Consider the following 25780-nt stretch of genomic DNA (forward strand, 5'->3'; position numbering starts at 1 on the left):
TTTAATTTGTAATAAATAAAAATATCAATGTTTATTTAATAATTTTGTTAAATTAATATTTTAGCAATGTTTTATTTAAAAAAGAAAAAGGACAGCATAAAAGCTATCCTTATATATTTAAAAAGGTTTTATTACCAAATCATTAAAGTAGAACCCCAAGTAAATCCTCCGCCGAAACCTGTAAGAAGAACTAAATCTCCATCATCGATTTTGTTTTCTTCCAAGGCATCAGTTAAAGCTAAGCCTATACTTGCAGAAGAACAGTTTCCAAATTTATTTAATACAACGCTTACCTTTTCCATAGGAAGTCCTATTCTTTTTGCAACAGCCTGCATTATTCTTAAATTAGCTTGATGCGGTACAAAATATTTAACATCGCTTAATTGTTTCCCCGTAGATTCTAAAACTTTATCTATACTATTAGAAAACTCAGTAACAGCCCTCTTAAAAGTTTCAGAACCATCCATGTGTATTTTAAACTCAGGAGCTTCTAAATCATCAGGTCTTATAGGACAAACACTTCCGCCATTAAGTACTATACTCATATCAGGCTCGCTTTGCATATGCATACCTATTATTCCCTTTCCGTCATCTCTTGTTGTAATTAATGAAGCAGTAGCAGCATCTCCAAAAAGAATTGCAGTTCCTCTGTCTTTCCAGTTAACATCTTTAGTGAGTTTTTCACTTGAAACTATAAGTACATTTTTACATTGTCCGCTTTCTATTAAAGAAGCAGCTGTGTTTAGAGAATATATATATCCAGAGCAAGCAGCAGATAAATCTAAAGCAAAACAATGATTAAGTCCTAATGCCTTTTGTAATTGTCCTGCCATAGACGGAAATATATAATCTTTTGTTACAGTAGGAACTAATATAGCATCAATTTCTTTTAAATCTACACCTTTTTTCTCTAAATTTTTAACGGCATTAATTCCCATTTCAAAAATAGTTTCATCGGCTCTTGCCATATGTCTTGTTTCTATACCTGTACGAGTTACTATCCATTCGTTGTTTGTGTCTAATATGCTTTCAAAATATTTATTGTCTAATATTCTTTCTGGTACATAATAGGCTATGTTTTTAATATATGCTCTTTTCATTGTAGGCTCCAATTTAAATATACTTTCCTAAGTATAAAATATATTTGTTTTTTAAAAAAATGATATAGTTATTAGTAACTATTTTTACTTATATTATTGTTATTTTAGGTATTGATATAAAAAAAGCAAAAATAAGCTCTATTGCCTACTTTTGCTTTTTTATAAAAAACTATTGGGGGGTTATTCTAATACAACAATAGCCTCTGGTTCTTTTATCCTAGGTAAAACAGTTTCCATAATTCTGAAAGTATGATTAAGGTCTTTTTGTTCTAAGTATGCAGTAGACATATCAACACCAATAGCTAAATCTATATATTGAGGCTCTACACATATAATAGCAGCCTTTTTACCTTTTATTGTAGGGATATTATATAGATTATGAATCATATTAGTTATTCTTTGAGCTTCAGTCATACCAGTACCTTGCTGTATTCTCTGTAAATCAAAAAATAATCCCTGACTCAAAGCTAATATTATTCTTCCAACTATTCCTTTTTCTCTAATCATATTAATAGCTTTTACAATATCAATGTATGGATTTTCACCAGCAGACCAATCACTAATTTTTAGCTTTTGTACGCCTTTAGTGTTTAGTATTCCAGTAACTCCGACAAACTCATTACCATAAAAAATTAATTCATCTTCTTTATTTGATAAAGTTTGTGCTGCAAATGATGTTACAGACAAATCTAAAGGCATTTTATTTTTTTCATTATTTTCTATATCTCTCCAAAGAAGAGTAAAATCTTGATATAGCTGCGGAAGTTCCACAGAATGTCTTCCCGAAGTTTTTACTATACCATCTTGAAAAACTTCTTCTCTATCATTTCTATCATATTGCACGCTTATAGTTCCAGAACCTAAAGGTCCGTATATATTTAGAAACCTTCTTCCTATTAAAGTTCTGCTTGCAGTTTCTATTACTGTCCTATCTATTTTACTCCAAAAGTCGCTGTCAAAAGGCGAACCATCTCTTGCTAAAAAGTCCATATATTCTCCTTTTTTAAATTTATTTTATAATATTTATTATAATAATAATTATTCTTTTTTCAAACTTCCAACTGTAAGACCTGATAAATCTGGTTCTTTTATTCCTAATTCTTCCATCATCTCTTTTACTTCCATCTCTCCAGAAGCGAAATGTTCAGCCTCTTTGGGGTCTAAGTGTCTTAAAAGAGCCATAAGTTCACCAACATGGGCCTTTTCTTCATCTCTAATATCAGCAAGAACTGCTTTAGCAACAGGATCATCAGTAGCCATACAATGAGCATCATATAAATATATAGCCTCTAATTCTCCAGCTATATCCAATCTCACAGCCTGTATCAATTCTTCTTTACTAATCTTTCTTTCAACATTTGCATTGAACGGGTTTGCAAAACTAGGCATATTTTCCTCCTTTGAAATACCTAATTATATTAATACAATAAATTACTTATTGATATTAATTCCTAATAATGAGTATAGTATAAAAAATTATAAAAGTCAACATATAAAACAAATATAAAAAGAAAAAATGATATATATTTACAAATATTTTTATATTAAGTATAATTTAATATAATATTTAAATTATATATGGAGTTTTTTATGACTATTCAAGAAGAATATTTTAAGAATTTATCTAATATATTAAAAATAAATTTCAATAAAAAGGGTTTTGCTTTTGATAGTTTTTCTAATAAGGAAGAGGCTAAGAAGTTTTTATTATCTCAAATAAAAAATGATGACATCATTACATTTGGCGGAAGCACGAGTGTTAATCAGATGGGTATATTAGAAGATTTAAAAGGCTATAAAAACTTTGTAGACAGAAACAACAAAGAATTAAAAGCAGAGGCAGAGATTAAAGCTTTTACTTCTGATGTATATTTATGCTCTGCAAATGCTTTGAGTAAGAATGGAGATGTTATTGCTATAGACGGAGGCGGAAATAGAGTTGCTGCCATGATTTATGGACCAAAAAAAGTTTATTTAGTTGTAGGAAGAAATAAAATTGCTAACTCTCAAGAAGATGCATTAAAGAGAGCTAAAGATTTTGCTGCTTCACAAAACTCTATAAGATTTAAAGTAAATAATCCTTGCTGTGTGGGTGATATGGTTTGTAATGAAAATTGCAATATAGAAGAAAGGTTATGTGCTTATACTGTCATTATAAATAAGTGCCATATAAAAAATAGAATACATATATTATTTATAGATGAAGAATTAGGTTTTTAGTGCATATTGAAACAATGATTTTATATCAACTTTTTTCCGTTGCAAAAAAGTGCATTCTATATGTTGAAATATATAATAGAATAATGCTAATATTTTTAGCTAAATAATGCAGTTCTTTGCGAAGCGTATCCGAAGGATATAAGGTTCTTTTATACCAATACCGAAGGCACTTCCTTCGGTCGTAAAAGAATTAGAGTGCGGTGCAAAGCCATAAAAACAATTAAAAAAACTTAAAAATTTTCTCCATATTCTAAAGTGATTATGTGCTAAAAATTTTTACTTTTTTCCTGAATTAGTATATTATTTTTTATAATATAAATAATATACTAATCAAAATACATCTTTTGGATTTTGTTGGATGATAATTGATATACTTACACTCTTTCCAAACTTCTATGAAAGCCCTCTAAATAGCGGCGTTATATCTATGGCAAAAGAAAATAAAGCTGTAAATATTAATATTGTTAATATGCGTGAGTTTGGTGAGGGTAATTATAAAAAATGTGATGATTATACTTATGGCGGAGGTCCTGGTATGATTATGACTTACACTATTTTTAAAAAATATTTTGAAAGCAACAACAAAGGGCACACTATAATATTTTCTCCTTCTGGAAAAACTTTAACACAGCAAAAGATAAAAGAACTTTCACAAAAAGAACATATCACATTAATACTTGGGCACTATGAAGGCATAGATTATAGAGTTGAAAAAAAATATGCTGATGAATCTATAAGCATAGGCGATTATGTTTTAAGCGGAGGAGAGATACCTGCACTTTTGCTTGTAGATGCAGTATGCAGATATAAGGGAGTACTTAACAATAGCGAATCTGTGGTAAATGATACTTTTGAAGAGAATGCTAACGGACTTTTGGAATACGAACAATATACAAGACCCTTTGAAATAGATAATATGAAAGTACCTGATGTTTTAATTTCCGGCAATCATAAACTTATAGAAGAATATAGAAGAGAGAGAAGCATTATAAAAACTTTTATTAATCGCTCTGATATGTTTAAAAATATTGATTTGTCAAAAAAAGACATAAAGACTATATTTAATTATTTAATAGATAAAACTAACAAAACATTATAATTTTTCTTTTTGACATTTACATTGTTTTTTATATATTATTACTAAGAAAATTTACTAAAAAAGAATTCAAATAAAACTATAGAGAGAATATAATAAAAATGGTAAGTGAAATATTTGCTAATAGATTATCAATAGGAATAATATCCTATGTTGTTTTTATAATATCAGCTAGTATGCATGAATATTCTCATGCGAGGGTTGCATATTTTTTTGGGGATAATACTGCTAAAAGCTTGGGAAGATTAACTTTGAACCCTTTTGCTCATATAGATATACTTGGAAGTGTTGTATTACCTTTGCTTGCTGCTGTTACGGGTATACCTGTTATTGGATGGATGAAAGCTGTTCCTGTGGATTCAAGGAATTTTTCTAATTTTGAGAGGGATCAAGCTTTAGTCTCTTTTGCCGGACCTTTTGCTAACTTAATGCTTGCTAGTGTTTCTTTTATTATAATAAAGATTTTAGCTTTTCCTATAGACGGTACTTTTGTAATATATAAATTAATAATGGCATTACAAGCTAATTCAAATATGCTTACTAATATATTTTCAAATGCATTGCCAATCGTAATTACAATGCTTATAATGTTTTATATGATTAATATAATGCTAATGTTTTTTAATTTGCTTCCTTTCCCTCCATTAGACGGCGGTTGGATATTAAGATTTTTTTTATCAAATAAAGGCAAAAATACTTATGACAGAATATACCCTTATGGTTTTTTAATATTATATGCTTTGCTTTTCTTTGGAATACTAAGAACTATATTATCATTCATACAAACTATAGCAACATATATATTAGGCAATTCTATTAATGCATTATTTTCTATATAATTAATATCTTTATTTAAGAATATATTTGATTTTTAATTAATGCATTATTAAAACGATTATTTTATATAATCTTTTTATTGTTCTTTTTCCCGCGTACGAGCTGTACCACCTTGCCGCACGGTAATGCTATGCTTTAATTATAACTTTTTAGTCGTGCGGGGGAGTGCATTTTAATGTACAATTAAATTATAAAATTTATAATAAAAATGCAGCCTTTTTGGTTCTTTGTGGCCACGCCGCAAGGGCACTTCCTACGGTCGCCCTGAAGGACTCCCTTCAGTCGCAAAAGAACTGGGGGTGTGTACCCTAGTGGCACGTTTCGCAGGGGGCAAAGCCACCACAAATAAAAACTTAAAAACATTATAAACTTTAGTAGTCGTATTGTCTTCTTTTATCCTCTGGTCTTCCCAAATACCACCAATCGCCCGGACCATAAAACATATACTCTATAGAAAAATCAACAGTTGATGTGTTTGGAACATTTCCGCTGCCAAGTACAATTTTTCTGTATGTGATAGTCATATATAAAAAATCTGATATTGTAGCTTTAAACTTTACAAAGGGCTCTAAATAACTATAATCTCTTTTTTTAGGCTGGTATGGAAAAACATAACTCACTCCCGTATATAATGTCATAAAAGGTGATGTTATAATCTCAACTCCTCCTATTATTTCGCCTAATTCTAATATATCTCTTTGTAAATTATCTCTTGTATCAAATACATAAGCAAATAATATATTAATAGGTATCACTTTAGGAACTATTCCAAGCAAAAAAGCTCCGTTAAAATTAAAAGGGTCTCTATTTTCGCCAAGAATACTTTTAGAAAAATTGTAGCTCATACCAATTTTAGCGCCTAATGATAAATACCAATCTAAAAATGTTACTTTAGCTGTTGCATTTATGGCATCAAAATTAAAAGAATCTGTCATATTTGTAAGACCTGTTAAATCTTGTCTTGTATCTTGTCTTTGATATATAAAGCTTGCAGATACGCCTAATTCTAAAAAATTAATAGGTCTTACCATAAAATACGGCATAAATGTAAATGATAAATTTCTTTTACTAATATTTTGGTCATATAAATCGTTTATATATAATTTATAATTCTGAAACCAAGAGTTATATTCATAATATATACCTCCTATACCAACAGAAAACATTTTATTTTTTTCTATTAACGGAGATATATCAAAATAAAAATCATTTCTTATAGCATAAGATAATTGGCTTACTGTGATTAATATTATTAAAATAAAGAAAACTCTTATTTTCATGCTTCAAGTATGTTTATTATAAAGATAAGTCCTTTTCTATACTGTAACCATATCTTAGTTGCGCAATTAGTACTTGATATATTTGCTGAGTTTTAGCTTCTATTACTAAAGTTTCTAAAGCTTTTTGAGCTTCTTGATATGGAAGAGAATCTATTTTATATATAGCCCCATATTGTTTATAGGCCTGATTGATTTCTTCTTCAGTAGGTTTTGGTATCTTAGCTCTTATAGTTTTATCTATATAATTAGCAGTAACAGCATTTCTTGTTATTAGATTATCTAAAGATTTAGCTTCTGGCGTATCATAAAAACCTGTTTTTTTAGCATCATAAAGCATAACTTCCATAGCCGCAAAAGCATTGAACATACTGTCTCTTGCTTGTGCTTTTAATGCAGGCGGAATATTGTCTCCCGCTTGTTTTAAATTCTCGTTAAACATGTCATTAAATTTAGACAACGGTATAGTTTTTTCTTCTATCGTAATACAAGGGTCTTTAGTAGAAGAATATTCAAATTTTGTATAATTAGTTTTAGCATTTTGTAATATTTTATTATATTCATTACGCATACGCTCTTGAATGATGGCATATTCTATTTGAAGAGACAGCTGATCAAAAGTAACATTTGGCGGTAAACGATTTTTATTAGTATTATAAAAACTTCTTTTCTCAGCCTCTGTCACAACGCTAAAGTCTTTAGGCACTCTTTTTTGCATATATAATTGTACTATTTGATTATCTCTTTCTTTTTCTATTCTATCCATCAAATCGCTATCTTTGTCATAGCCTTCTTCTACAGCTTTAATATATAAAACTTCTTGCTCTATTATTTGATTAGCAATTTGCCATAACTGTAATTCATTTGTGATAATTATATTAATAGCCTCTTCATTGCCGCCTCTCAATGTTATTAAATTGGTTACATCATTAAGAAATTCGTTTTTAGTAATAAGCTTTTTTAAGTTGCCATTAGCATCTGTGATTTTTATAGCAAAATCTTCATTAGGATATAGAGAGCATACAAAAATAAATAGTATAGAGCTTATTAATAATAATTTTTTTTTCATACATTTTTCCACAAATTAAAAATTAAATTCATCATCATCAGTTTTATTTTTTCTTTTAAACAAACCAATAATAGAGTTTATTATATTCATAAAATTGAAATTGTCGGTAAAATCTCTAAGAGAGTTTGTAATACCATAAAAACTGCTGGTAACATTATCTAAAGCATCATGCATATCTGACAAACTTTTTTTTGTTTTGTCAGCTTCAGATTCTACAAATACTGCTATATTATTAACTTTTTCGCTAATAGATTCTATATTGTCTATTATTTTATCAAACCTGCTGCTAAATCTAAAATGTGTAGCAAGCAATACAAAAAACATAGCCAAGGTCAATATCAATATTGCTATAGCTATAAAAGCCAATGATATAGCAATAACATTTAATTGAAAAGTAATATCACTCATATTTAAATAACTATCAAAAATTAAGCATCAGCTTCATCAGATTTCTTTTTTCTTTTGTCTAAGAAATCTGCAGTTTTCTCTTTACCTTTTTCATATAATTCAGAAGTTTTTTCTTTACCTTTTTCATATAACTCAGAAGTTTTAATAACTCCTCTATGATATAAATCATCTACTTTATATTTAATATTATCCATAGTTTCTTTAATATCTTCTCTAGTCTCTTCGCCAGCTTTTGGAGCAAACAATAAACCTAATGCAACGCCAGCACTTACACCAAGTATAAAAGAAAATATTCCTTTAGTCATAAAAATATCCTCCTAATATATAATTATCTTCTAAGATATTAAATGTAATTACTCTTTTTGTCAACATACTAACAAATATAAATTTAGCTTATAATATTTTCAATATCATTTACTATTTTATCTATCTCTTCATTATACGACTTGAACCAGCCTGTTTTGGTTAATTTACTTATTGTGCTAAATTCTAAATCTTTTATTTCATTTTTTTCTTTGTCAAATATTTTAGGGTTAGAGAAATCTACTATAAACTTGTCATGCTGCAAATTAAAAGTAATATCAAAACATAGAAACTTATTTTTATCATCTATATTTGATACATAAAAAAAATATATAAAGCCATTATCTAATATTTTATAGTTTTCTTCATTTATTGAATTCTTTTTCACCCAATTTATAATTTCTTTTCTCAAATCATCACCTATTAAATTTGATGATAAAAATATTCTCTGTTCTGAAAACAAATTATTTACAAATAAAAGTAATAATATAATTAGATATTTTAATTTATTTCTCATATATACTATAAATTATATTTCTTTCAAAGTAGATAATATACTTTTTATTTTATTATAATAATTTTTGCCGCTCATAGAAGCTACCATAAACTGATGATAATAATTATTTGTTTCAAGTACATATATAGAATAGTGTACATCAACTTCTTTATAATTAGAATGGAACTCTGTAATATAAACATTCTTTTTATGTATAGTGCTTTTATTAGAGCTTAATATTATATTATTTTCTCTAATGCCATTTACTGTATTTTGATTGTACTCATCTAAAGTTATATTATTAATTTCGCTTTTCTTTTTAGAGAACATTATAAGGCAAAGAGAGTCTTTATTATTAATTAATTCAAGATTTGAATTTTCATTAAGCTCGTTTTTTTCTTTTGATATATGCCATTTATTAGAAAATTTCATTTCAAATTTTTTGTCATAGCTTTTAATATAAAAATAAGATTTTTGTATATGTTTAAAAATAAAATAAGAAGCACTAGCACCGGCAATTGCTGAGCTAAGAATTATTATTGGAATATTTTTTTTCATAGGTATATTCCTTATTTAAAAATATAATATTAATATTACGGTATAGTATTTTAACTAAAAAATCAAGAATATTTTATAATTAATTGTACAAAAGTATTGTATTTTTAATTGTTTGCTTTTTATAAATCAATATTGAAAAAATATAATAACATGGTTTCAAAATTATTACTTATAAATTTGTCCTTGACAATTTTTATATTTGTGATTATTATAAATAGAAATATAAAAAATAGTGTATAGGTGATTATTTATGAATGAGAAGAGAGAAAAGCTTTCAAGCAGATTAGGATTCTTATTAGTATCAGCAGGCTGTGCCATAGGTTTAGGTAATGTATGGAGATTTCCATATATTACAGGTCAATACGGCGGAGCTGCTTTTGTTGTTTTGTATTTAATATCATTAGTAATATTAGGGCTTCCAATACTTATAATGGAGTTTACTGTTGGACGTGCAGGCGGAAGGGATTTAGCTGGTTCTTACAGAAACTTGGAGAAAAAAGGTCATAAATGGCATATTATTGGTTATGTACAGATTTTTGGCTGTGTTTTACTTTTAATGTTTTATACTACTATAGCTGGCTGGTGTTTATATTTCTGTTATTCTATGGCTATGGGTTATATGGACGGATTAAGCCCTGAGCAAGTTCAGGCATTTTTTGGCAATATGCTTGCTTCACCTAAAACATTAATATTTTGGATGTTTATTGCTGTTGTTGTTGCTACAGTGGTTTGTTTTAAAGGACTTGAAAATGGTGTTGAGAGAGTAAGTAAGATTATGATGACTTTACTTTTCTTTGTACTTCTTATTCTTATAGTGAGAGCTGTTACTTTGCCTAATGCTAAAGAAGGTCTTAAATTTTATTTGCTTCCAAATTTCAAAAATATGTTTGGCGATGGAATTGCTGGTTTTTCTAAAGTAGCTTATGCTGCTATAGGTCAGGCTTTCTTTACTTTGAGTTTGGGTATTGGTGCTATGACTATATTTGGAAGCTATATAGATAAAAATTATTCATTAACTGGCGAATCTATAATGGTTGTTATATTAGATACTTTGATAGCATTATTATCTGGTCTTGTAATATTCCCTACAACTTTCTCTTTTGGAGTAAATCCTGGTCAGGGTGCTGGTTTAGTATTTCTTACTTTGCCTAATATATTTAATTCTATGGTTTTAGGCAGATTATGGGGAGCATTATTCTTCTTATTCTTATCTATTGCGGCATTAACTACTATTATTGCTGTATTTGAAAATATTATAGCTTTCACTATGTCTGAAACTAAATGGAACCGTAAAAAAACTACAATAGTTGTTTCTATATCTATATTTATATTAAGCTTGCCTGCTGCTTTAGGTTCTAATGTATTATCATTTATTAAACCTTTGGGTGAAGGAACTAGCATAATAGACGGTTTAGACTTCTTAGTTTCTAACAACTTCCTTCCTTTGGGCGGTATAATAATATTAATATTCTGTACTAGAGAGCTTGGCTGGGGTTGGAATAACTTCCTTAAAGAAGCTGATACTGGTAAGGGTTTGAAATTCCCTAAATGGTCTAGATTCTATGTTAGTTATATACTTCCTCTTATAGTGCTTACAATTTTTGTTGTTGACTATATTAATAAGTTTTTTCTAAAATAATAGGCTATTAAATGAAAGAAGAAGAGTTAAAGAAGCATATAGACATTATATACGACCATTGGTATGAAACTAATAGGTTTTATCATATATGGGCAAAACAGTATGGCATAACAGATTTAACTTTGTTTACACTAGGGTTAATTTATTATAATAAAGAATGCCCGCAGAATATGGTTACAGAGAAATTGTGCATACCAAAGCAAACAAGCTGTTCTCTTCTTAATGGTCTTGAGAAAAAGGGCTACATTACAAGAAAAATTAATTCCAAAGACAAAAGAAACAAAATTATTACTCTCACCAAAAAGGGTATTAAGTTTGCCGAGCCTATATTAGAAAAACTTGAAAAACTTGATACAGATATGCTTGCTTCATTAAAAGATGAGGATATAGTGAAGTATACAAATTGTCTAAAAGAGCTGATTAAGTTTATGGAGAATTATTCTAAAGATTGATTTTTAATATAAGCAAGTACTATAGCTTTATATGTTTGGAATATGTATAAATTATAAGATAGTATCCTTATTTTAAGCATAAAAAATGCAGTTTTTTTGGTTCTTTTATACCAATAAAATAACTGGGGGTGTGGGGGCAAAGCCACCACAAATAAAAAACTTAAAAAATAAATTTTTAGTATATATTGAAACAATTATTTTTTATAAATTTTTTATTGTTCTTTTTCACGCAGCTTACGCGGTACGGACTTCGTCAAAGAACCAAAAAGTGCAATTTATATATTGGAATATTATAAACTATAGAATAATACCTATATTTTAGGCTAAATTATATAAGGCTTATGATAAATATATTCATTCATCATAAGCCTAATATTTCATGCTAATAATTATAAGCTTTAACGTTTTCCAAAATGAATACCTAAAGAAAGCATAGCTCCTATTGAATGATGCTGATTTATATTGTAGCCTCCAAATAAGTTGTTTATATCACTTTTATCAAATATCATATATTCATAAAAAATATTAAGACCATATACGATAGCTAAAGTTTCATTAACATTATAAATTCTATTTTCTAAAAATAAATTAACGTATGGAGATATTGGAACTTTATTTGGTTTTATATTTAAATCATCTATTATGGGTATAAATTTAACACCTGAAGATAAGCCGAAAACTGAATCTATTTTTGAATTTAAAACAGGAGTAAATATAAATTTTAATGCCAAACCTGTTGTTATTGCACCTGCACCTAATTGATTTATTTTATAATTATCATTTTTTAAAGATATCATTCTGGCATCTATTCCTGTATCAAATAATAAACTCATACTCCTAAAAGAAGATTTATTTATAGGAAAGTTATAACCTAATTGTAAATTTAAATCTATTCTTGGCTCAAAAACTCCGCCTGTTAAATCAGTAAAACTGTCGGCAAATCCAAATTTTCCAGCAAAACCTAATTCAAAAGCAGGAAAAAGTATGCTTGAAAAAATAAATATAAAAGAAATTATAAATATTTTTAATTTCATTTTAGTTCTCCTAATATATTTAGTATAAAATATATTATATATTTTTCATATAGAAATATCAACAAAAAGTTGCAGAAATAGCAAGTGTTTTGGCTTTGTATGTTTGGAATATGTATAAAGTATGAAATAATACCAACATTTTAAACTAAACAATGTAGCCTTTTTGCTTCTTTGCGGCTGCAAAAGAAGTGAGGTGTGTACCCTAAGGGCACGCTTCGCAGGGGGCAACGCCATCACAAACAAAAAACTTAAAAAATAAATTTTTAGTATATATTGAAATAATTATTTTTTTATCAACTTTTTCCCGCGTACGAGCTGTACCACCTTGCCGCACGGTAATGCTATGCTTTAATTATAACTTCTTAGTCGTGCGGGGAAGTGCCTTTTAATGTACAATTAAATTATAAAATTTATAATAAAAATGCAGTCCTTTTGCTTCTTTGGGCCACCAAAAGAAGTAGGGGTTTGGGGACTAGTCCCCAAAATATAAAAACAAAAATTTATAAATTTAAAAGTTTTTATCATATGGATACGCTTTGTAGAGCTGAGTCCACGAGAACAAAAAATATCAAATTGACAAAACCGAATCACTTTAGTATAATTGAACGAGTATTTTTTTATAGGGCGATATATCAAAATGAAAGTAATACCTTCTGATAAAATTTTTAAAGATAGAAAAGAGAAAGTTACAGATAAATTATGTGCAGATTGTAATTCTTTATGCTGTCATGATTTGGTGATGGAAATATCTAAGCCTAAAAATGAAGAAGAATTAAAAACTTTGAAATGGTATCTTTATTTTAAGCATTCATTTATATTTATATATCAGGATACTTGGTACCATATGATAAGAAGTGAGTGCAGGTATTTAGATAAAAAAACTTATTTATGTACAAATTATGAGAATAGGCATGATATATGTACTAAGCACAGTCCGCCTAAATGTGAGAGATATGAAGAGTGGTATGATGTAATATTTGATGACCAGTATGAATTAGAAAAATATGTTTATGAGAAGAAAATAATTAAAAAGAAATCTTCTAAGTCGCCTAAAAAAATAGCTAAAAAAGTAAAATAAAAAAATGTATAAGCAATGAAAAAAGAAAAAATTGATAGAGTATGTATAACATATCCTCCTTTTGAATATAATAAAGGTTTTCCATTAATGTCTTTAAATAGGCAATTTCAATGGGTGAGGAATTTTACTGCTAATTACCCAATACTTTCTGCCTATGCTGCTACTTTATTAAAAAATAACGGTTATGATGTTTTTTTTATAGATACTGTTGCAAAAAAGATGGATATAATAGATTGGCTTATACAAATGGACAATATAAACCCGCAATTAATATTTTTTGAAGCTACTACTGCTACTATAAATTATACTTGGGATACTATTGACGCTATTAAAGATAAATATAAAAATTCTTATATAGTTTTGGCAGGCGACCATGTTACAGCATTGCCTGAAGAAAGTTTTTTAAAATCTAAAGTAGATTTTGTTATTACAGGCGGAGATTATGATGTTCTTCTTTTAAGTATTGTGAATCATATTAATAATGGAGAAAAATTAAAAGAAGGTATATATTATAGAACATCTCAAGGGAATATCAGAAATACCGGCAAATGTAAACTTGATTATCCTTTAGACCGACTTCCATTTATAGATAGAAACCTCACTAATTGGAAATTATATTCTAAAGAAAATGAATATTATAAAAAAACTCCAGCTACATTTATTATGTCAGGCCGTGGAGCTGTTTTTAACAATTATAATTGTGCTTCTTCTAATATATTATTTAATAATGTTAGATTAAGAAACCCTATTAATGTTGTTGATGAAATAGAATATTTGCATAAAAGATATGGTATAAAAGAGTTTGTTGATGTTACTGTATCTTTTCCTATGGGAGAGTGGCTTTCATTATTTTGTCAAACTATGATAGAGAGAAAATTAAATAAAAAAGTTTATATTGATTGTTATATGTATTTTACTGATTTAGACTATCATTATTATAAAATGATGAAAAGAGCTGGATTTAAAACATTAATTGTTACTTTCCCTTCTGCCAATACCAAGACCTTAGAAAAGCTATCTCCTTCATATATAAATATAGAGTCTATGATTGAATCTATTAAAATGGCGAGAAAGGCAGGACTCTTTATAGATATGATGGTAAAGATTGGTTATCCTTGGGAGAATGAAGATGATATTATATCTACTTTTGATGTGATAAAATATTTAATGACTAATGGTTATGTTAATACAATGAATACTTCAATTTTTGTTCCTTATCCTGGCACTAGTATATTTAATTATTGCAGGGAGAATAATTATATTAATACTGATAATTGGTTTGAATATGATATGCGCAGCAGTGTGATGAAATTGGAAGTTGATGATATTTTTCAGTATGTGGAATATTTTTATAATTTATCTTTTAATCCTATGTATATTTTTCATAAAATATTAAGTATTAGGGATATATATGATATTAGGCATCATATAAACTCTTTTAGAAATGTAGTATCATCGTATATCAATAGGGAGTAATAAAATTAAAAAATATTATGACTGAGCTTTGGGACATCTATGATATAAACAAAAATAAAAAAAACAAGCTGCATAAAAGGGGTTTGCCTTTAGATAAAAATGATTATCATATAGTTATACATGCTTGGGTGATTAATAGTAATGATGAGGTGATATTAACTAAAAGACACAGCAGCAAAAAGATATGTCCTAATATGTGGGAATGCACTGAAGGTTCTATAGTTGCGGGTGAGAGCAGTGTTGAGGGAGCTGTTAGGGAGTTAAAAGAAGAGATAGGGCTCTCTTTTAAAGTTGATGAGGCTACATTTCTTACATCGTTTATTCTTGATTTTTCTAATACTATAATTGATTCTTATTTGTTTAAAAGAGATGTTGATATAAATGATTTAGTCTTGCAAGAAAATGAAGTTAGTGAGGTAAAAATTGTTAATGAGAGAGTTTATAGAGAGATGTGTAAAAATGGTGATATTGTTGAGTCTTTGATGTATTTTTACGATTTATACAAAAAATAGCATAAAAAATTCTACTAAATTTTTTTTAGATTGAAAAAAAGAATTTATATGTTATAATACTACTAAACTAAAATGAAAAAGGATTTTCTTAAATGAGTTTAGAAGAATTATCTAATCAAGATACTGTTGAAACTAATAATAATGAAGTAAAAGCAGAAGGCAATTTTACAATAGATGAAAATGTATTAGAGAATCAGGAAGAACTTGAGAGGGTATTAGAAGCTGTTATATATGTAGAGGGTACAGTTTCTATATCTCGATTAAGAAATCTTTTTAAATGTGAGAATACTGATATAAGAAATTATATAGAAAATATTAACAATAGATATAAAAGTGTAGGAAGTGCTATAGAGATATTGGAAGTAGGTGATAGTGTAATGATGACTATAATACCTTCTACATTTGGCACTTTATCTGCAATATATGACAGAAAACGTAAAAAGAAAATATCAAAAGCTATGCTTCAAACGCTTTCTATTATAGCCTATAAGCAGCCTCTAACAAAAGCAGAGATTGATGATATAAGACAAAGCGACAGTTCTTATCATCTTAGAATGCTTATGGAAGATGGTTTTATAGCTTGGAAAGGCAGAAAAGATTATCTTGATAAAAGACAAACTTATGGAACAACAGATAAATTCTTAATGCATTTTGGTATAAACAGTTTAGATGATTTACCAAAATTAAGAGAATTAAAAGATTTAGAGTTCAACAGAAACGACTAAAAATAATCCGTATTTTTGTATGTGTTTTGCAAAGAAATATAATTTTAATCTAAAATGAGAATATTATTTAATACATATTCTAACATATAAATTGCACTTTTTGCTGCTGGAAAAATTTGATAGAAATAATATACATTGAAAACTTTTAAATCTGTCAAAATTTGTTTTCTATGTTTTTATTTCCCTCAGGGACTATCCCAAGAACCACCAGTTCTTTTGCCGATAGGCACCTACTCGGTATTGGTATAAAAGAACCTTATATTCTACGGATACGCTTCGCGAAGAACTGCATTTTTATTGTAAATTTTATAATTTAATTGTACATTAAAATGCCCTCCCCCACACGACTAAGAAGTTATAATTAAAGCATAGCATTACCGTGCGGAAAGCCCTTACGACGAGTAATGCGGCAAGGTGGTACAGCTCGTACGTGGGAAAAAGAACAACAAAAAACTGATAAAAAATTATTATTTTATGATATACTAAAAACATACATAATATTTTGTAGGATAAAATTATGGATTGTTTTATAGGAATAGATTTAGGAACTTCATCTGTAAAAACTTTGATAATATCTCAAAATGCAGAAATACTTTCTATTTCTCAAAAAGATTATAATTTTGACACCCCATATTTAAATTGGGCAGAACAAGATGTTGATGTGTGGTGGGATGCAGTAGTTATTACAATAAAAGATGCACTAAATCAATTAAAATCAAAGTATAATAATGTTGTAATTAAGGCTATAAGTTTTTCAGGTCAGATGCATGGTCTTGTAGCTTTAGATAAGAATGGGAATGCTATTAGAAAATCAATAATATGGTGTGATAGCAGAACATCAAATGAAGTAAATTATATAAATGAAAAAATAGGCAAAGATAATATAATAAAAATTACTCATAGTCCATTAGCAACAGGTTTTCAAATAGTATCACTTTTGTGGATAAAAAATAATGAAAAACACAATTATGATAAAATATATAAAGTGATATTGCCTAAGGATTATATAAGATATAAGCTTACTGGTATAATTGCTACAGATATAACAGATGCAGCTTCCACTTGTGCTTTTGATTCAAATGAAAATAAATGGTCTTATGAGATAATAAAAAAGCTTGATATGAGAAGTGATATATTTCCAGATGTATATTATCCTCATGAGGTAGCGGGAAAAGTTAGTAAAAAAGCATCGGAAGAAACTGGTTTAAATGAAGGCATTAATGTAATGTATGGTGGGGCAGACCAAGCGATGCAGGCCATAGGAAATGGAATTATAGAAACAAAAACTGCATCAATAACTATAGGCACAGGTGGTCAAATTTTTATGCCTATAGATAAAGCCGTGTATAACAACAATTCTCATACATTTAATTTTGTGATGCAAAATACTTGGTATTATTTAGGGGCGGCATTATCATCTGGCTTAGCTTTGAAGTGGGCTAAAAATAATTTTTGTAGTAATGGAGAATCATTTTTAGATATAGATTTAAATGCCCAAAAAATAGCAGCAGGGTGTGAAGGTTTAATATTTCTTCCATATTTAGCTGGTGAAAGAACTCCTCATATGAATAGTGATGCCTCTGCTATGTTTTTGGGATTAACATTAAAGCATACAAAATATCATATTTTAAAATCTATAATGGAAGGTGTTGTATATTCGTTAAAAGATTGTTTTTCAATATTAACAGACGATATGCATTTTAAGTGTGATAAGCTAATAGCATCTGGTGGAGGCTCTCACAGTAAATTATGGCTTCAAATACAGGCTGATATATTAGACAAAGAAATATATGTTTCTAAAACTAAAGAACAAGCTGCTTTAGGTGCTGCTATAACTGCTATTGTTGGAAGTGGGGTATATAGTGGATATAAAGAAGCTATAAAAGAATTAATAAAGCATGATGATAAACCAATAATACCTATAAAAGAAAATGTAAAAATATATTCAGAGTATTATCAAATATTTAAAGAGGCTTATAGGGTAAATAAGCATTTAATGTCATCGATTAGAAATATAGAACAGTAAATTATGATATTTATAATCTAACAATATTAAAAAATACAAACTAATTATAAAAGCTATAGTGTAATTTTTGTATACTTGACAATAAAAAAAAATTGTGTATACTAATTAATATATAAATCTTCGGGGCTAGGTGAAATTCCATACCGGCGGTAAAGTCCGCGAGCCTTTTTGATGTCTCTTTTATTCAAAAATGGCAGATTTGGTGCGATTCCAAAACCGACAGTTAAAGTCTGGATGGTAGAAGATGTTTTTAATGTAAACTACATGTCAAAAAATTATGCTCTAAGTGTGTAAACATTTAGAGTTTTTTTGTTTATAGTTCATACTATCCTACCAAAATATACCAAAGATTAATATAAATATTTTTTTAGAGTATTAATATATGCATGAAAAATATATGAGAATGGCTATAGAGGAGGCAAAAAAAGGAGAGGGTTTTACTAGTCCTAATCCTTTAGTTGGTGCTGTTATAGTGAAAGAGAATAAAGTTATAGGAATTGGGTATCATAAAAAATATGGTGAGAATCATGCTGAGATTAATGCTTTTTTGGATGCAAAAGAAAGAGGAGAAGATGTCGAGGGTTCTTCAATATATGTAACTTTAGAGCCTTGTTCGCATTATGGAAAAACACCTCCTTGTGCTGATGCTATTATAAAAAACAAATTAAAAAAAGTTATTATAGGCTGTGTGGATTCTAATCCTAAGGTTGCGGGTGGCGGCATAAAAAAATTAAAAGATGCTGGAATTGAGGTTGTAGTGAATGTACTTGAAGAAGAGTGCAGAAAGTTAAATGAAGTTTTTTTCTATTATATAGCTAATAAAAGACCTTTTGTTGTGATGAAATATGCTATGACCATGGACGGAAAAATTGCTACAGTGAGCGGCAAATCAAAATGGATAACTAGTGAAAAGACAAGAGAACATTCTCATAGGTTTAGAAATAAATATTCTGCTATAATGGTTGGAATAAACACTGTAATAGAAGATAACCCTATGCTTAATTGCAGGCTTCCAAACACTAAAAACCCTATAAGAATAATTTTGGATAGTTCTCTAAAAATAGATTTGGGCTCTAATATTTGTAAAACAGCAAAAGATATAAAAACTTTTATAGTAACTGTGAGTGACGATGATAAAAAAATAAAAGAGCTTGAGAGTTTAGGGTTAGAGATAATAAAAACAGAAAGTGATAATGGAAGAGTGAACTTAAAAGATTTGATGAGAATACTCGGAGAAGAGAAAGATATAGACAGTGTGTATGTTGAGGGTGGTGCGAGTTTGCATGCAAGTTTATTAAAAGAAAAGTTAGTAAATAAGGCTTTAATTTATATAGCACCAAAGATATTTGGCGGTTTTGAGGCAAAAAGCCCTATAGGAGGCGAAGGAATAGAAGAGCCTGATAACGCTATTAGGCTTGTTGGAAATAGTATAACAAAGATAGAGGACGACTTATTTTTGGAGTATTATTTAAAATATTAAATAATACTTGATTACTGGGGACTAGTCCCCAGACCCCTACTTCTTTTGGTGACCCAAAGAAGCAAAAGGACTGCATTTGTATTATTTTGCATTCAATGTCATCAAAGAAATTATAATTTATAAATTTTTATAGGATTACTTAATAATGTTTACTGGTATAGTTGAAGAGATAGGAACTGTTAAATCGGTACAAAGCAAAGTGATTACAATAGAAGCAAACAAAATATTTGATGATTTGCATTTGGGTGATAGTGTTGCTGTTAATGGTACTTGTTTAACTGTGTCTAGTTTTGATAATAAAATATTTAATGCAGATGTTACTCAAGAGACTTTAAACCGCACTAATTTGGGAAGTTTAAAAAATGGAAGCAAAGTTAATCTTGAAAGGGCTATGACTTTAAGCGGAAGATTTGGAGGGCATATAGTAAGCGGACATATTGACGGAGTGGGAAGCATTAAGTCTATGAAGAAAGATGACAATGCTATAATACTTACTATTGAAGTGCCTAAACATTTAATGAAGTACATTGTAGAAAAAGGTTCTGTTGCTGTTGATGGTATAAGTTTAACAGTGGCAAGTTTAACTGATAATACTTTTTCTATCTCCATTATTCCGCATACATTAAAAGAGACTGTATTATATTATAAAAAAGAAGGTGATAAAGTTAATATTGAAAATGATGTTATAGGCAAATATGTTGAAAGGCTTTTAACATTTAAAGAAGACAATGATAGCAAAAAATCTAATATCACAATGGAGTTTTTGCTAAAAAATGGTTTTTAAAAAATTTATTTAAGAAATATATTTGATTTATATAATAACAAAAAGGAGAGTTAAAATGAAAAATGTTTACAGCACTATTGATGAGGCTTTAGAAGATTTAAGAAACGGTAAGATTATAATTGTTTCTGATGATGAAGATAGAGAAAACGAAGGCGATTTAATCTGTGCGGCAGAGTTTGCTACTACAGAAAATATTAACTTTATGGCTACTTATGCTAAGGGATTAATATGCATGCCTATGAGCAAAGAGATTACAAACAAGTTAAACTTAAATCAAATGGTTACAAAAAATACTGATAATCATGAAACAGCTTTCACAGTATCTATTGACCATATTGATACTACTACAGGAATATCTGCAGTTGAGAGGTCTATCACAGCTTTAAAAGTAGTTGATGAGAATTCTAAACCAGAAGATTTTAGACGCCCTGGTCACATGTTTCCTTTACTTGCAAAAGAAGGCGGAGTGTTGGTGAGAATGGGGCACACTGAAGCTACTGTTGATTTGATGAGATTAGCAGGTTTAAAAGAATGCGGTTTATGCTGCGAGATTATGAAAGATGACGGCGATATGATGAGAAAAAATGATTTAATAGAATTCTCTAAAAAACATAATCTTAAAATGATAACAGTATCTGCTTTAATAGACTATAGAAAGAAAAATGAAGATTTGATGGAGCTTTATGCTAAGGCTAAAATGCCTACAAAATACGGCGAGTTTGAAATATTAACTTTCGTAAACAAAATAACAAAACAGCATCATGTTGTGCTTACTATGGGAGATATCAGCGACGGTGAAGATGTTTTATGTAGGGTGCATTCAGAATGTTTAACAGGCGATGCATTAGGCTCAAGAAGATGCGATTGCGGAGAGCAGTATAATTATGCTATGCGTGCTATTGCTGAAGAAGGCAGAGGTATAATGGTTTATATGCGTCAAGAGGGCAGAGGAATAGGACTTGTTAATAAATTAAAAGCTTATGAGCTTCAAGATAAAGGGCTTGATACAGTTGATGCTAATAGGGCTTTGGGTTTTAGAGACGATATGCGTGAATATTATGAGGCTTATCAGATGCTAAAAAAATTAGGTATTAAGAGTGTGAGAATAATGACTAATAACCCAGAGAAAATAAAACATTTAGAAAATTACGGACTTGAAATAGAAGAGAGAATACCTATACAGATAGAAGCAACAGAGTACGATTTATTTTATTTGCAAACTAAGAAAGAAAGGATGGGACACATTCTTGATTAATTTTAGATAGAAAACTTGTGAGTAATTTGTATTTGCAAAAATGTCAGTAGCTCATTATTAAACAAGTTTTTTATATATTTTAGGAGGTTTATTAATTATTAGGAGGTTTATGAAACGAGATAAAAATTATAATTAGATTTTATAATTTTTAATATGCACTTTTTGCAACTTTGGCGAAGTCCACCTGCGGTGTGCGGAGGGAAAAAGTTGAAAGAATATAAAATTTATTGATTCTTATAATTTTAATCAGTAGTAAGAATTGAATAATTGTTATTTATAAGCAAGGAGTTATTATGAAAAAAATTATTTTGTTTCTTTTAAGCATTAATTTTTTATGGGCATTTCCGCCTAGTGAAGCGTATTTTTCTGAACTTTTAAGCGATGATGGTAAAGTGACAAAAAATACACTTAAAGCCTATAATGTAGAAAGTTATGGTATGGTTTATTTTGATGGAGAGATTACATTAACAGGAGTTCTTGAAAGATCTGATAATTATGATATGGGAAATAATTATACTGCTTTAAGATTTTATCCTGATAATAATGTAGATCTTCCTTTTTTATATGTTTCATCTGAAATGGATTTGAAAAATCAAGGTGCTTCTAAATATGGTGATTCTTGGGATTTTAGCGGCGTTGAATTTGACAGATTGGAATTCGGTGTTTTATTAAAAAATATTGAAGTAAAATTACCAGAACCTTTGAATAAAAGATTTTTAGGTGCTGCTGCTGTAAGAGCTGAAGTTACAATTAGAAATTATCGTTTTTATGGAGAAGGTGAAGCATCTAGAGAGGCTTACGGTGATATTGTAGGTTTTAAGGCTTTAGGTGATGTAGAAACAAAGTATTTTAGTAAAAATAATTATAATTCAGGAAATGTTTCTTACAACGAACTTCAATATAATTCTAAAGACAATTATGTGAATATAAGAGATAAAGCAAATGGAAAAATAATAGGAAAGATTTTGAAAAGAGATATGATTTATAATGGTGGAGTTTTATTATCTATCAATGGAGAAGGTATTGATTATGTGAATTATGAAGATATCGAAACAAAGTGGCTTGAAGTATTTTATCTTCCTCCAGAGGCTGAAGACGGAAAAGATGCAATTCATGGCTTTGTGCATGGTTCACAGATAAAATTTGAAAACGGAGGCTATTAAAAGAGCATAGCAATAATAATAAAATTTTATAGCAAATTTAAATATATAAAGCTAGATAAATTGAACTGACGAAGGAAGTTAGAAGAGCCTAGATATCGGGAAATTTTCTAGCAAGCAAATTTAAAAAAGGATATAAACATGAAAACTTTTGAAGGAAAACTCGTTAGCGAGAAAAAAATTAAAATTGGTATAGTATGTGCAAGATTCAATGAATTTATTGTCTCTAAACTTTTGGGGGGAGCTTTGGACGCTTTATCCCGTCATGATATTAAAGACGATGATATTACAGTAGCTTGGGTGCCAGGTGCCTTTGAAATACCTCTAATAGCTTCTAAAATGGCTAAATCAAAAAAATATGATGCTGTTATATGTTTAGGTGCTGTTATAAGAGGTTCTACTACTCATTATGATTATGTTTGTGCCGAAGTATCTAAAGGTATTGCTAATGTTTCGCTTAATTCTGATATACCTGTAATGTTTGGTGTGCTTACTACTGAAAACATAGAGCAGGCTATTGAAAGAGCTGGCACTAAGGCAGGAAACAAGGGATTTGATTCTGCTATGGGTGCTATTGAGATGGTTAATTTAATAAGAGAAATAGAGAAATAATAAAAATATATTGGCTTAGTATTATTTTGGTTATTATATGTTGGTACTAAGCCGATATTAATTTGCTTGTTGGTATTATAGTTTATACATATTCCAAACATACAACGCTATAGTACTTGCGTTTTCGCGAAGCGTGCCCGAAGGGCGAAAACTTTTTGACGAAGTCCGCACCGCGAGAGCGACAAAAAAGTTGATAAAAAAATAATTATTTCAATATATACTAAAAATTTATTTTTTAAGTTTTTGTTTTGTGGTGGCGTTGCCCCCACGCCCCTACTTCTTTTGCCGAATAGGCACCTACTCGGTGGTGTCCCAAAGAAGCAAAAGGACTGCATTTTTATTATAAATTTATAATTTAATTATACATTAAAATGCATTCCCCCGCACGACTAAGAAGTTATAATTAAAGCATAGCATTACCGTGCGGCAAGGTGGTACAGCTCGTACGCGGGAAAAGAACAACAAAAAGTTGATAGAAAATTATTGTTAAAAAAAGCTGACATATATCAAAAAATATATGCCAGCCATAATTATTAAACTATTATTTATTTTTCGATTCTTACTACAGGTTTAATTAAATCAGCAGGTTTATCTCTCATCATAAATAAAGCTTTTTCAAGATTATCCCAACCATCAAATACATGAGAAACAAGATGATGTACATTTAATTTTCCAGAAGAAACTAAAGAACCAAGTTTTTCCATTCTAAGTCTTCCGCCAGGCATAAGTCCGCCAAGTATAGCTTTATGACCCATACCAACACCCCATTCAACTCTAGGTATTTGTATATAATCGCCTTTACCTAAATAGTTAACGTTACCGATTTTACCGCCAGCTTTTAGTGAACGAACAGCCTCAGCAAAAGTTTCAACACCACCGCCAGCAATAATAACTTTATCAACGCCTTTTCCATTAGTCATTTTAAGAACTTGTTCATCTATAGGACCATTTTTATAGCTAATGAACTCTTCAGCACCATATTTCTTAGCAGCCTCAACACAATTAGGTCTAGTACCCACAGCAATAATCCTTGAAGCTCCTCTTAAAGCAGCACCAGCTACCCCCATAAGTCCAACAGGTCCAATACCTATAACAAGTACACTATCCCCATATTGTACATCAGCAAGCTCAGCACCATGAAAACCAGTAGGCACCATGTCAGAAAGCATACAAGCATCTACAGGGTCAATATTTTTAGGTAAAAGAGCTAAGTTACCATCAGCATCATTAACATGGAATACTTCGCCAAATACACCGTCTTTAAAGTTAGAGAATTTCCAGCCAGCAAGCATACCGCCTGAATGCATAGAATAACCAGCTTGAGCTTCTACACTATTCCAATCAGGAGTAATAGCAGGAATTAATACTTTATCGCCAGGTTTAAAGTCTTTTACTAAGCTTCCAACTTCTACAACTTCACCGCAAGCTTCATGACCTAATATCATGTTATGTCTTTCGCCTATAGCTCCTTCCCATAATGTGTGAACATCAGAAGTACATATAGCTACAGCTAAAGGTTTTACAAGTGCGTCTGTAGGTCCGCAAGCAGGTCTTTCTTTTTCAATCCAGCCTGATTGACCTATTTTTAACATAGCGTAACCTTTCATATTTCTCTCCTTTTATATTTAAATTATACCTTATTAATAGTATATAAATATAATAGCAAATGTCAAAGTTAGAATATGAAAACTTAATGCTTTTACTAAATTTATATCAATTAGCTTGAGAAGTTATATTATCAGTTCCCATTTTTGAGTATATACTATTCAATTTATCTTGTATTATAGCAGCTGAAACTATACCTAAACCGAAAAATGAAAGTACAAGAAGTAAAACGGAAGCATCTTCTGTATTATCCATGCCTACTTTTGAAGTCATATCTTTATATATTATTTTAGAATATTTATAGAACCAGTATAATTGATAGAATGGTATAAATAAGCATAATATTAATTCTAATGTTGGATTTATTTCTGCATTATCCATAAAGTTTTTTATAGAATCTGTGGTTTTATATAACCAATACAAATAATATATTCCGCATGTTACAACACTTAATATTACTAACATTGGAACTGATTTAATATTTTCGTTTTTCATAAAACATCTCCTAATAAATTTATTTTGTATAGAATAATTTATTTTTAAAAAAAGTCAATTATAATACTATTTTTTTATATATT

Annotated in this window: 27 protein-coding genes and 1 riboswitch; of the genes, 15 read left to right on the forward strand and 12 right to left on the reverse strand. The window is 29.1% G+C overall.

The window, feature by feature from the left end:
* Nucleotides 1-131: 131 nt before the first annotated feature.
* The 3 genes from R4I97_RS04600 to R4I97_RS04610 form a co-directional block, all read right to left on the reverse strand.
* Complete coding sequence (locus R4I97_RS04600; protein ID WP_335783908.1) at nt 132-1100, reverse strand: beta-ketoacyl-ACP synthase III; 969 nt, start codon at nt 1098-1100, stop codon at nt 132-134.
* Between the two features lie 180 nt (nt 1101-1280).
* Nucleotides 1281-2090 carry a family 1 encapsulin nanocompartment shell protein gene (locus tag R4I97_RS04605; RefSeq protein ID WP_335783909.1) on the reverse strand — a complete coding sequence of 270 codons (810 nt, stop codon included), beginning with the start codon at nt 2088-2090 and terminating at the stop codon, nt 1281-1283.
* 48 nt (nt 2091-2138) lie between these two features.
* A complete protein-coding gene (locus R4I97_RS04610; protein WP_013244481.1) occupies nt 2139-2489 on the reverse strand; it encodes a demethoxyubiquinone hydroxylase family protein in 351 nt (116 codons plus the stop codon).
* Nucleotides 2490-2690: 201 nt separating this feature from the next.
* Here R4I97_RS04610 and R4I97_RS04615 point away from each other — a divergent pair, with 201 nt between their 5' ends.
* The 3 genes from R4I97_RS04615 to R4I97_RS04625 all read left to right on the forward strand — a co-directional run bounded on the left by R4I97_RS04615 (nt 2691) and on the right by R4I97_RS04625 (nt 5255).
* The gene (locus R4I97_RS04615) at nt 2691-3320 is read left to right on the forward strand and encodes a lactate utilization protein (RefSeq protein WP_335783910.1); all 630 of its coding nucleotides are present in this window, start codon (nt 2691-2693) and stop codon (nt 3318-3320) included.
* 358 nt (nt 3321-3678) lie between these two features.
* Nucleotides 3679-4419 (forward strand): tRNA (guanosine(37)-N1)-methyltransferase TrmD, encoded by a 741-nt coding sequence (gene trmD / locus R4I97_RS04620; RefSeq protein ID WP_335783911.1) that lies wholly within the window; start codon nt 3679-3681, stop codon nt 4417-4419.
* Between the two features lie 98 nt (nt 4420-4517).
* Entirely contained in the window at nt 4518-5255 is a 738-nt protein-coding gene (locus R4I97_RS04625; RefSeq protein WP_335783912.1) for a site-2 protease family protein, read from the forward strand.
* A 369-nt stretch (nt 5256-5624) separates the two neighbouring features.
* On the opposite strand, the gene R4I97_RS04630 is transcribed toward R4I97_RS04625, so the two are convergent.
* From R4I97_RS04630 to R4I97_RS04655, 6 genes are all read right to left on the reverse strand, one after another.
* Nucleotides 5625-6533: a hypothetical protein gene (locus tag R4I97_RS04630; RefSeq protein ID WP_335783913.1), complete on the reverse strand. Its 909-nt coding sequence runs from the start codon at nt 6531-6533 to the stop codon at nt 5625-5627.
* 16 nt (nt 6534-6549) lie between these two features.
* Complete coding sequence (locus R4I97_RS04635) at nt 6550-7599, reverse strand: peptidylprolyl isomerase (RefSeq protein ID WP_335783914.1); 1050 nt, start codon at nt 7597-7599, stop codon at nt 6550-6552.
* Between the two features lie 15 nt (nt 7600-7614).
* Nucleotides 7615-8007: a DUF948 domain-containing protein gene (locus R4I97_RS04640; protein WP_335783915.1), complete on the reverse strand. Its 393-nt coding sequence runs from the start codon at nt 8005-8007 to the stop codon at nt 7615-7617.
* Between the two features lie 20 nt (nt 8008-8027).
* The gene (locus R4I97_RS04645) at nt 8028-8312 is read right to left on the reverse strand and encodes a YtxH domain-containing protein (RefSeq protein WP_335783916.1); all 285 of its coding nucleotides are present in this window, start codon (nt 8310-8312) and stop codon (nt 8028-8030) included.
* Between the two features lie 83 nt (nt 8313-8395).
* Nucleotides 8396-8827: a hypothetical protein gene (locus R4I97_RS04650; RefSeq protein ID WP_335783917.1), complete on the reverse strand. Its 432-nt coding sequence runs from the start codon at nt 8825-8827 to the stop codon at nt 8396-8398.
* Nucleotides 8828-8839: 12 nt separating this feature from the next.
* Nucleotides 8840-9364 (reverse strand): hypothetical protein, encoded by a 525-nt coding sequence (locus R4I97_RS04655; protein ID WP_335783918.1) that lies wholly within the window; start codon nt 9362-9364, stop codon nt 8840-8842.
* Nucleotides 9365-9614: 250 nt separating this feature from the next.
* Here R4I97_RS04655 and R4I97_RS04660 point away from each other — a divergent pair, with 250 nt between their 5' ends.
* Nucleotides 9615-11003: a sodium-dependent transporter gene (locus tag R4I97_RS04660; RefSeq protein WP_157159340.1), complete on the forward strand. Its 1389-nt coding sequence runs from the start codon at nt 9615-9617 to the stop codon at nt 11001-11003.
* Between the two features lie 11 nt (nt 11004-11014).
* Nucleotides 11015-11455: a MarR family winged helix-turn-helix transcriptional regulator gene (locus R4I97_RS04665; RefSeq protein ID WP_335766778.1), complete on the forward strand. Its 441-nt coding sequence runs from the start codon at nt 11015-11017 to the stop codon at nt 11453-11455.
* A gap of 398 nt (nt 11456-11853) precedes the next feature.
* On the opposite strand, the gene R4I97_RS04670 is transcribed toward R4I97_RS04665, so the two are convergent.
* The gene (locus R4I97_RS04670) at nt 11854-12489 is read right to left on the reverse strand and encodes a hypothetical protein (protein WP_335783919.1); all 636 of its coding nucleotides are present in this window, start codon (nt 12487-12489) and stop codon (nt 11854-11856) included.
* A gap of 637 nt (nt 12490-13126) precedes the next feature.
* Here R4I97_RS04670 and R4I97_RS04675 point away from each other — a divergent pair.
* The 10 genes from R4I97_RS04675 (at nt 13127) to ribE (ending at nt 23597) form a co-directional block, all read left to right on the forward strand.
* On the forward strand, nt 13127-13567 hold the full coding sequence (locus tag R4I97_RS04675; protein ID WP_335783920.1) for a YkgJ family cysteine cluster protein: 441 nt from the start codon (nt 13127-13129) through the stop codon (nt 13565-13567).
* Nucleotides 13568-13582: 15 nt separating this feature from the next.
* Complete coding sequence (locus tag R4I97_RS04680; RefSeq protein WP_335783921.1) at nt 13583-15043, forward strand: B12-binding domain-containing radical SAM protein; 1461 nt, start codon at nt 13583-13585, stop codon at nt 15041-15043.
* A gap of 17 nt (nt 15044-15060) precedes the next feature.
* A complete protein-coding gene (locus R4I97_RS04685) occupies nt 15061-15555 on the forward strand; it encodes an NUDIX hydrolase (protein WP_335783922.1) in 495 nt (164 codons plus the stop codon).
* A 92-nt stretch (nt 15556-15647) separates the two neighbouring features.
* Nucleotides 15648-16280 carry an SMC-Scp complex subunit ScpB gene (scpB, locus tag R4I97_RS04690; protein WP_335783923.1) on the forward strand — a complete coding sequence of 211 codons (633 nt, stop codon included), beginning with the start codon at nt 15648-15650 and terminating at the stop codon, nt 16278-16280.
* A gap of 517 nt (nt 16281-16797) precedes the next feature.
* A complete protein-coding gene (gene xylB, locus R4I97_RS04695) occupies nt 16798-18306 on the forward strand; it encodes a xylulokinase (protein WP_335783924.1) in 1509 nt (502 codons plus the stop codon).
* A gap of 112 nt (nt 18307-18418) precedes the next feature.
* A riboswitch (FMN riboswitch) is annotated at nt 18419-18556 on the forward strand.
* A gap of 132 nt (nt 18557-18688) precedes the next feature.
* Entirely contained in the window at nt 18689-19786 is a 1098-nt protein-coding gene (gene ribD / locus R4I97_RS04700) for a bifunctional diaminohydroxyphosphoribosylaminopyrimidine deaminase/5-amino-6-(5-phosphoribosylamino)uracil reductase RibD (protein ID WP_335783925.1), read from the forward strand.
* Nucleotides 19787-19931: 145 nt separating this feature from the next.
* On the forward strand, nt 19932-20570 hold the full coding sequence (locus tag R4I97_RS04705) for a riboflavin synthase (RefSeq protein ID WP_335783926.1): 639 nt from the start codon (nt 19932-19934) through the stop codon (nt 20568-20570).
* A gap of 55 nt (nt 20571-20625) precedes the next feature.
* Complete coding sequence (locus tag R4I97_RS04710) at nt 20626-21825, forward strand: bifunctional 3,4-dihydroxy-2-butanone-4-phosphate synthase/GTP cyclohydrolase II (protein ID WP_335783927.1); 1200 nt, start codon at nt 20626-20628, stop codon at nt 21823-21825.
* Between the two features lie 293 nt (nt 21826-22118).
* Complete coding sequence (locus R4I97_RS04715; protein WP_335783928.1) at nt 22119-22988, forward strand: hypothetical protein; 870 nt, start codon at nt 22119-22121, stop codon at nt 22986-22988.
* Between the two features lie 138 nt (nt 22989-23126).
* Nucleotides 23127-23597 (forward strand): 6,7-dimethyl-8-ribityllumazine synthase, encoded by a 471-nt coding sequence (gene ribE / locus R4I97_RS04720; protein WP_013244359.1) that lies wholly within the window; start codon nt 23127-23129, stop codon nt 23595-23597.
* 545 nt (nt 23598-24142) lie between these two features.
* On the opposite strand, the gene R4I97_RS04725 is transcribed toward ribE, so the two are convergent.
* Nucleotides 24143-25204 (reverse strand): NAD(P)-dependent alcohol dehydrogenase, encoded by a 1062-nt coding sequence (locus tag R4I97_RS04725; protein ID WP_335783929.1) that lies wholly within the window; start codon nt 25202-25204, stop codon nt 24143-24145.
* 106 nt (nt 25205-25310) lie between these two features.
* Nucleotides 25311-25697, reverse strand: coding sequence for a DUF4234 domain-containing protein (locus R4I97_RS04730; protein ID WP_335783930.1), 387 nt, complete (start codon nt 25695-25697; stop codon nt 25311-25313).
* Nucleotides 25698-25780 lie beyond the last annotated feature (83 nt).

Source organism: Brachyspira pilosicoli (genome assembly GCF_036997485.1).
Classification (GTDB): domain Bacteria; phylum Spirochaetota; class Brachyspiria; order Brachyspirales; family Brachyspiraceae; genus Brachyspira; species Brachyspira pilosicoli_C.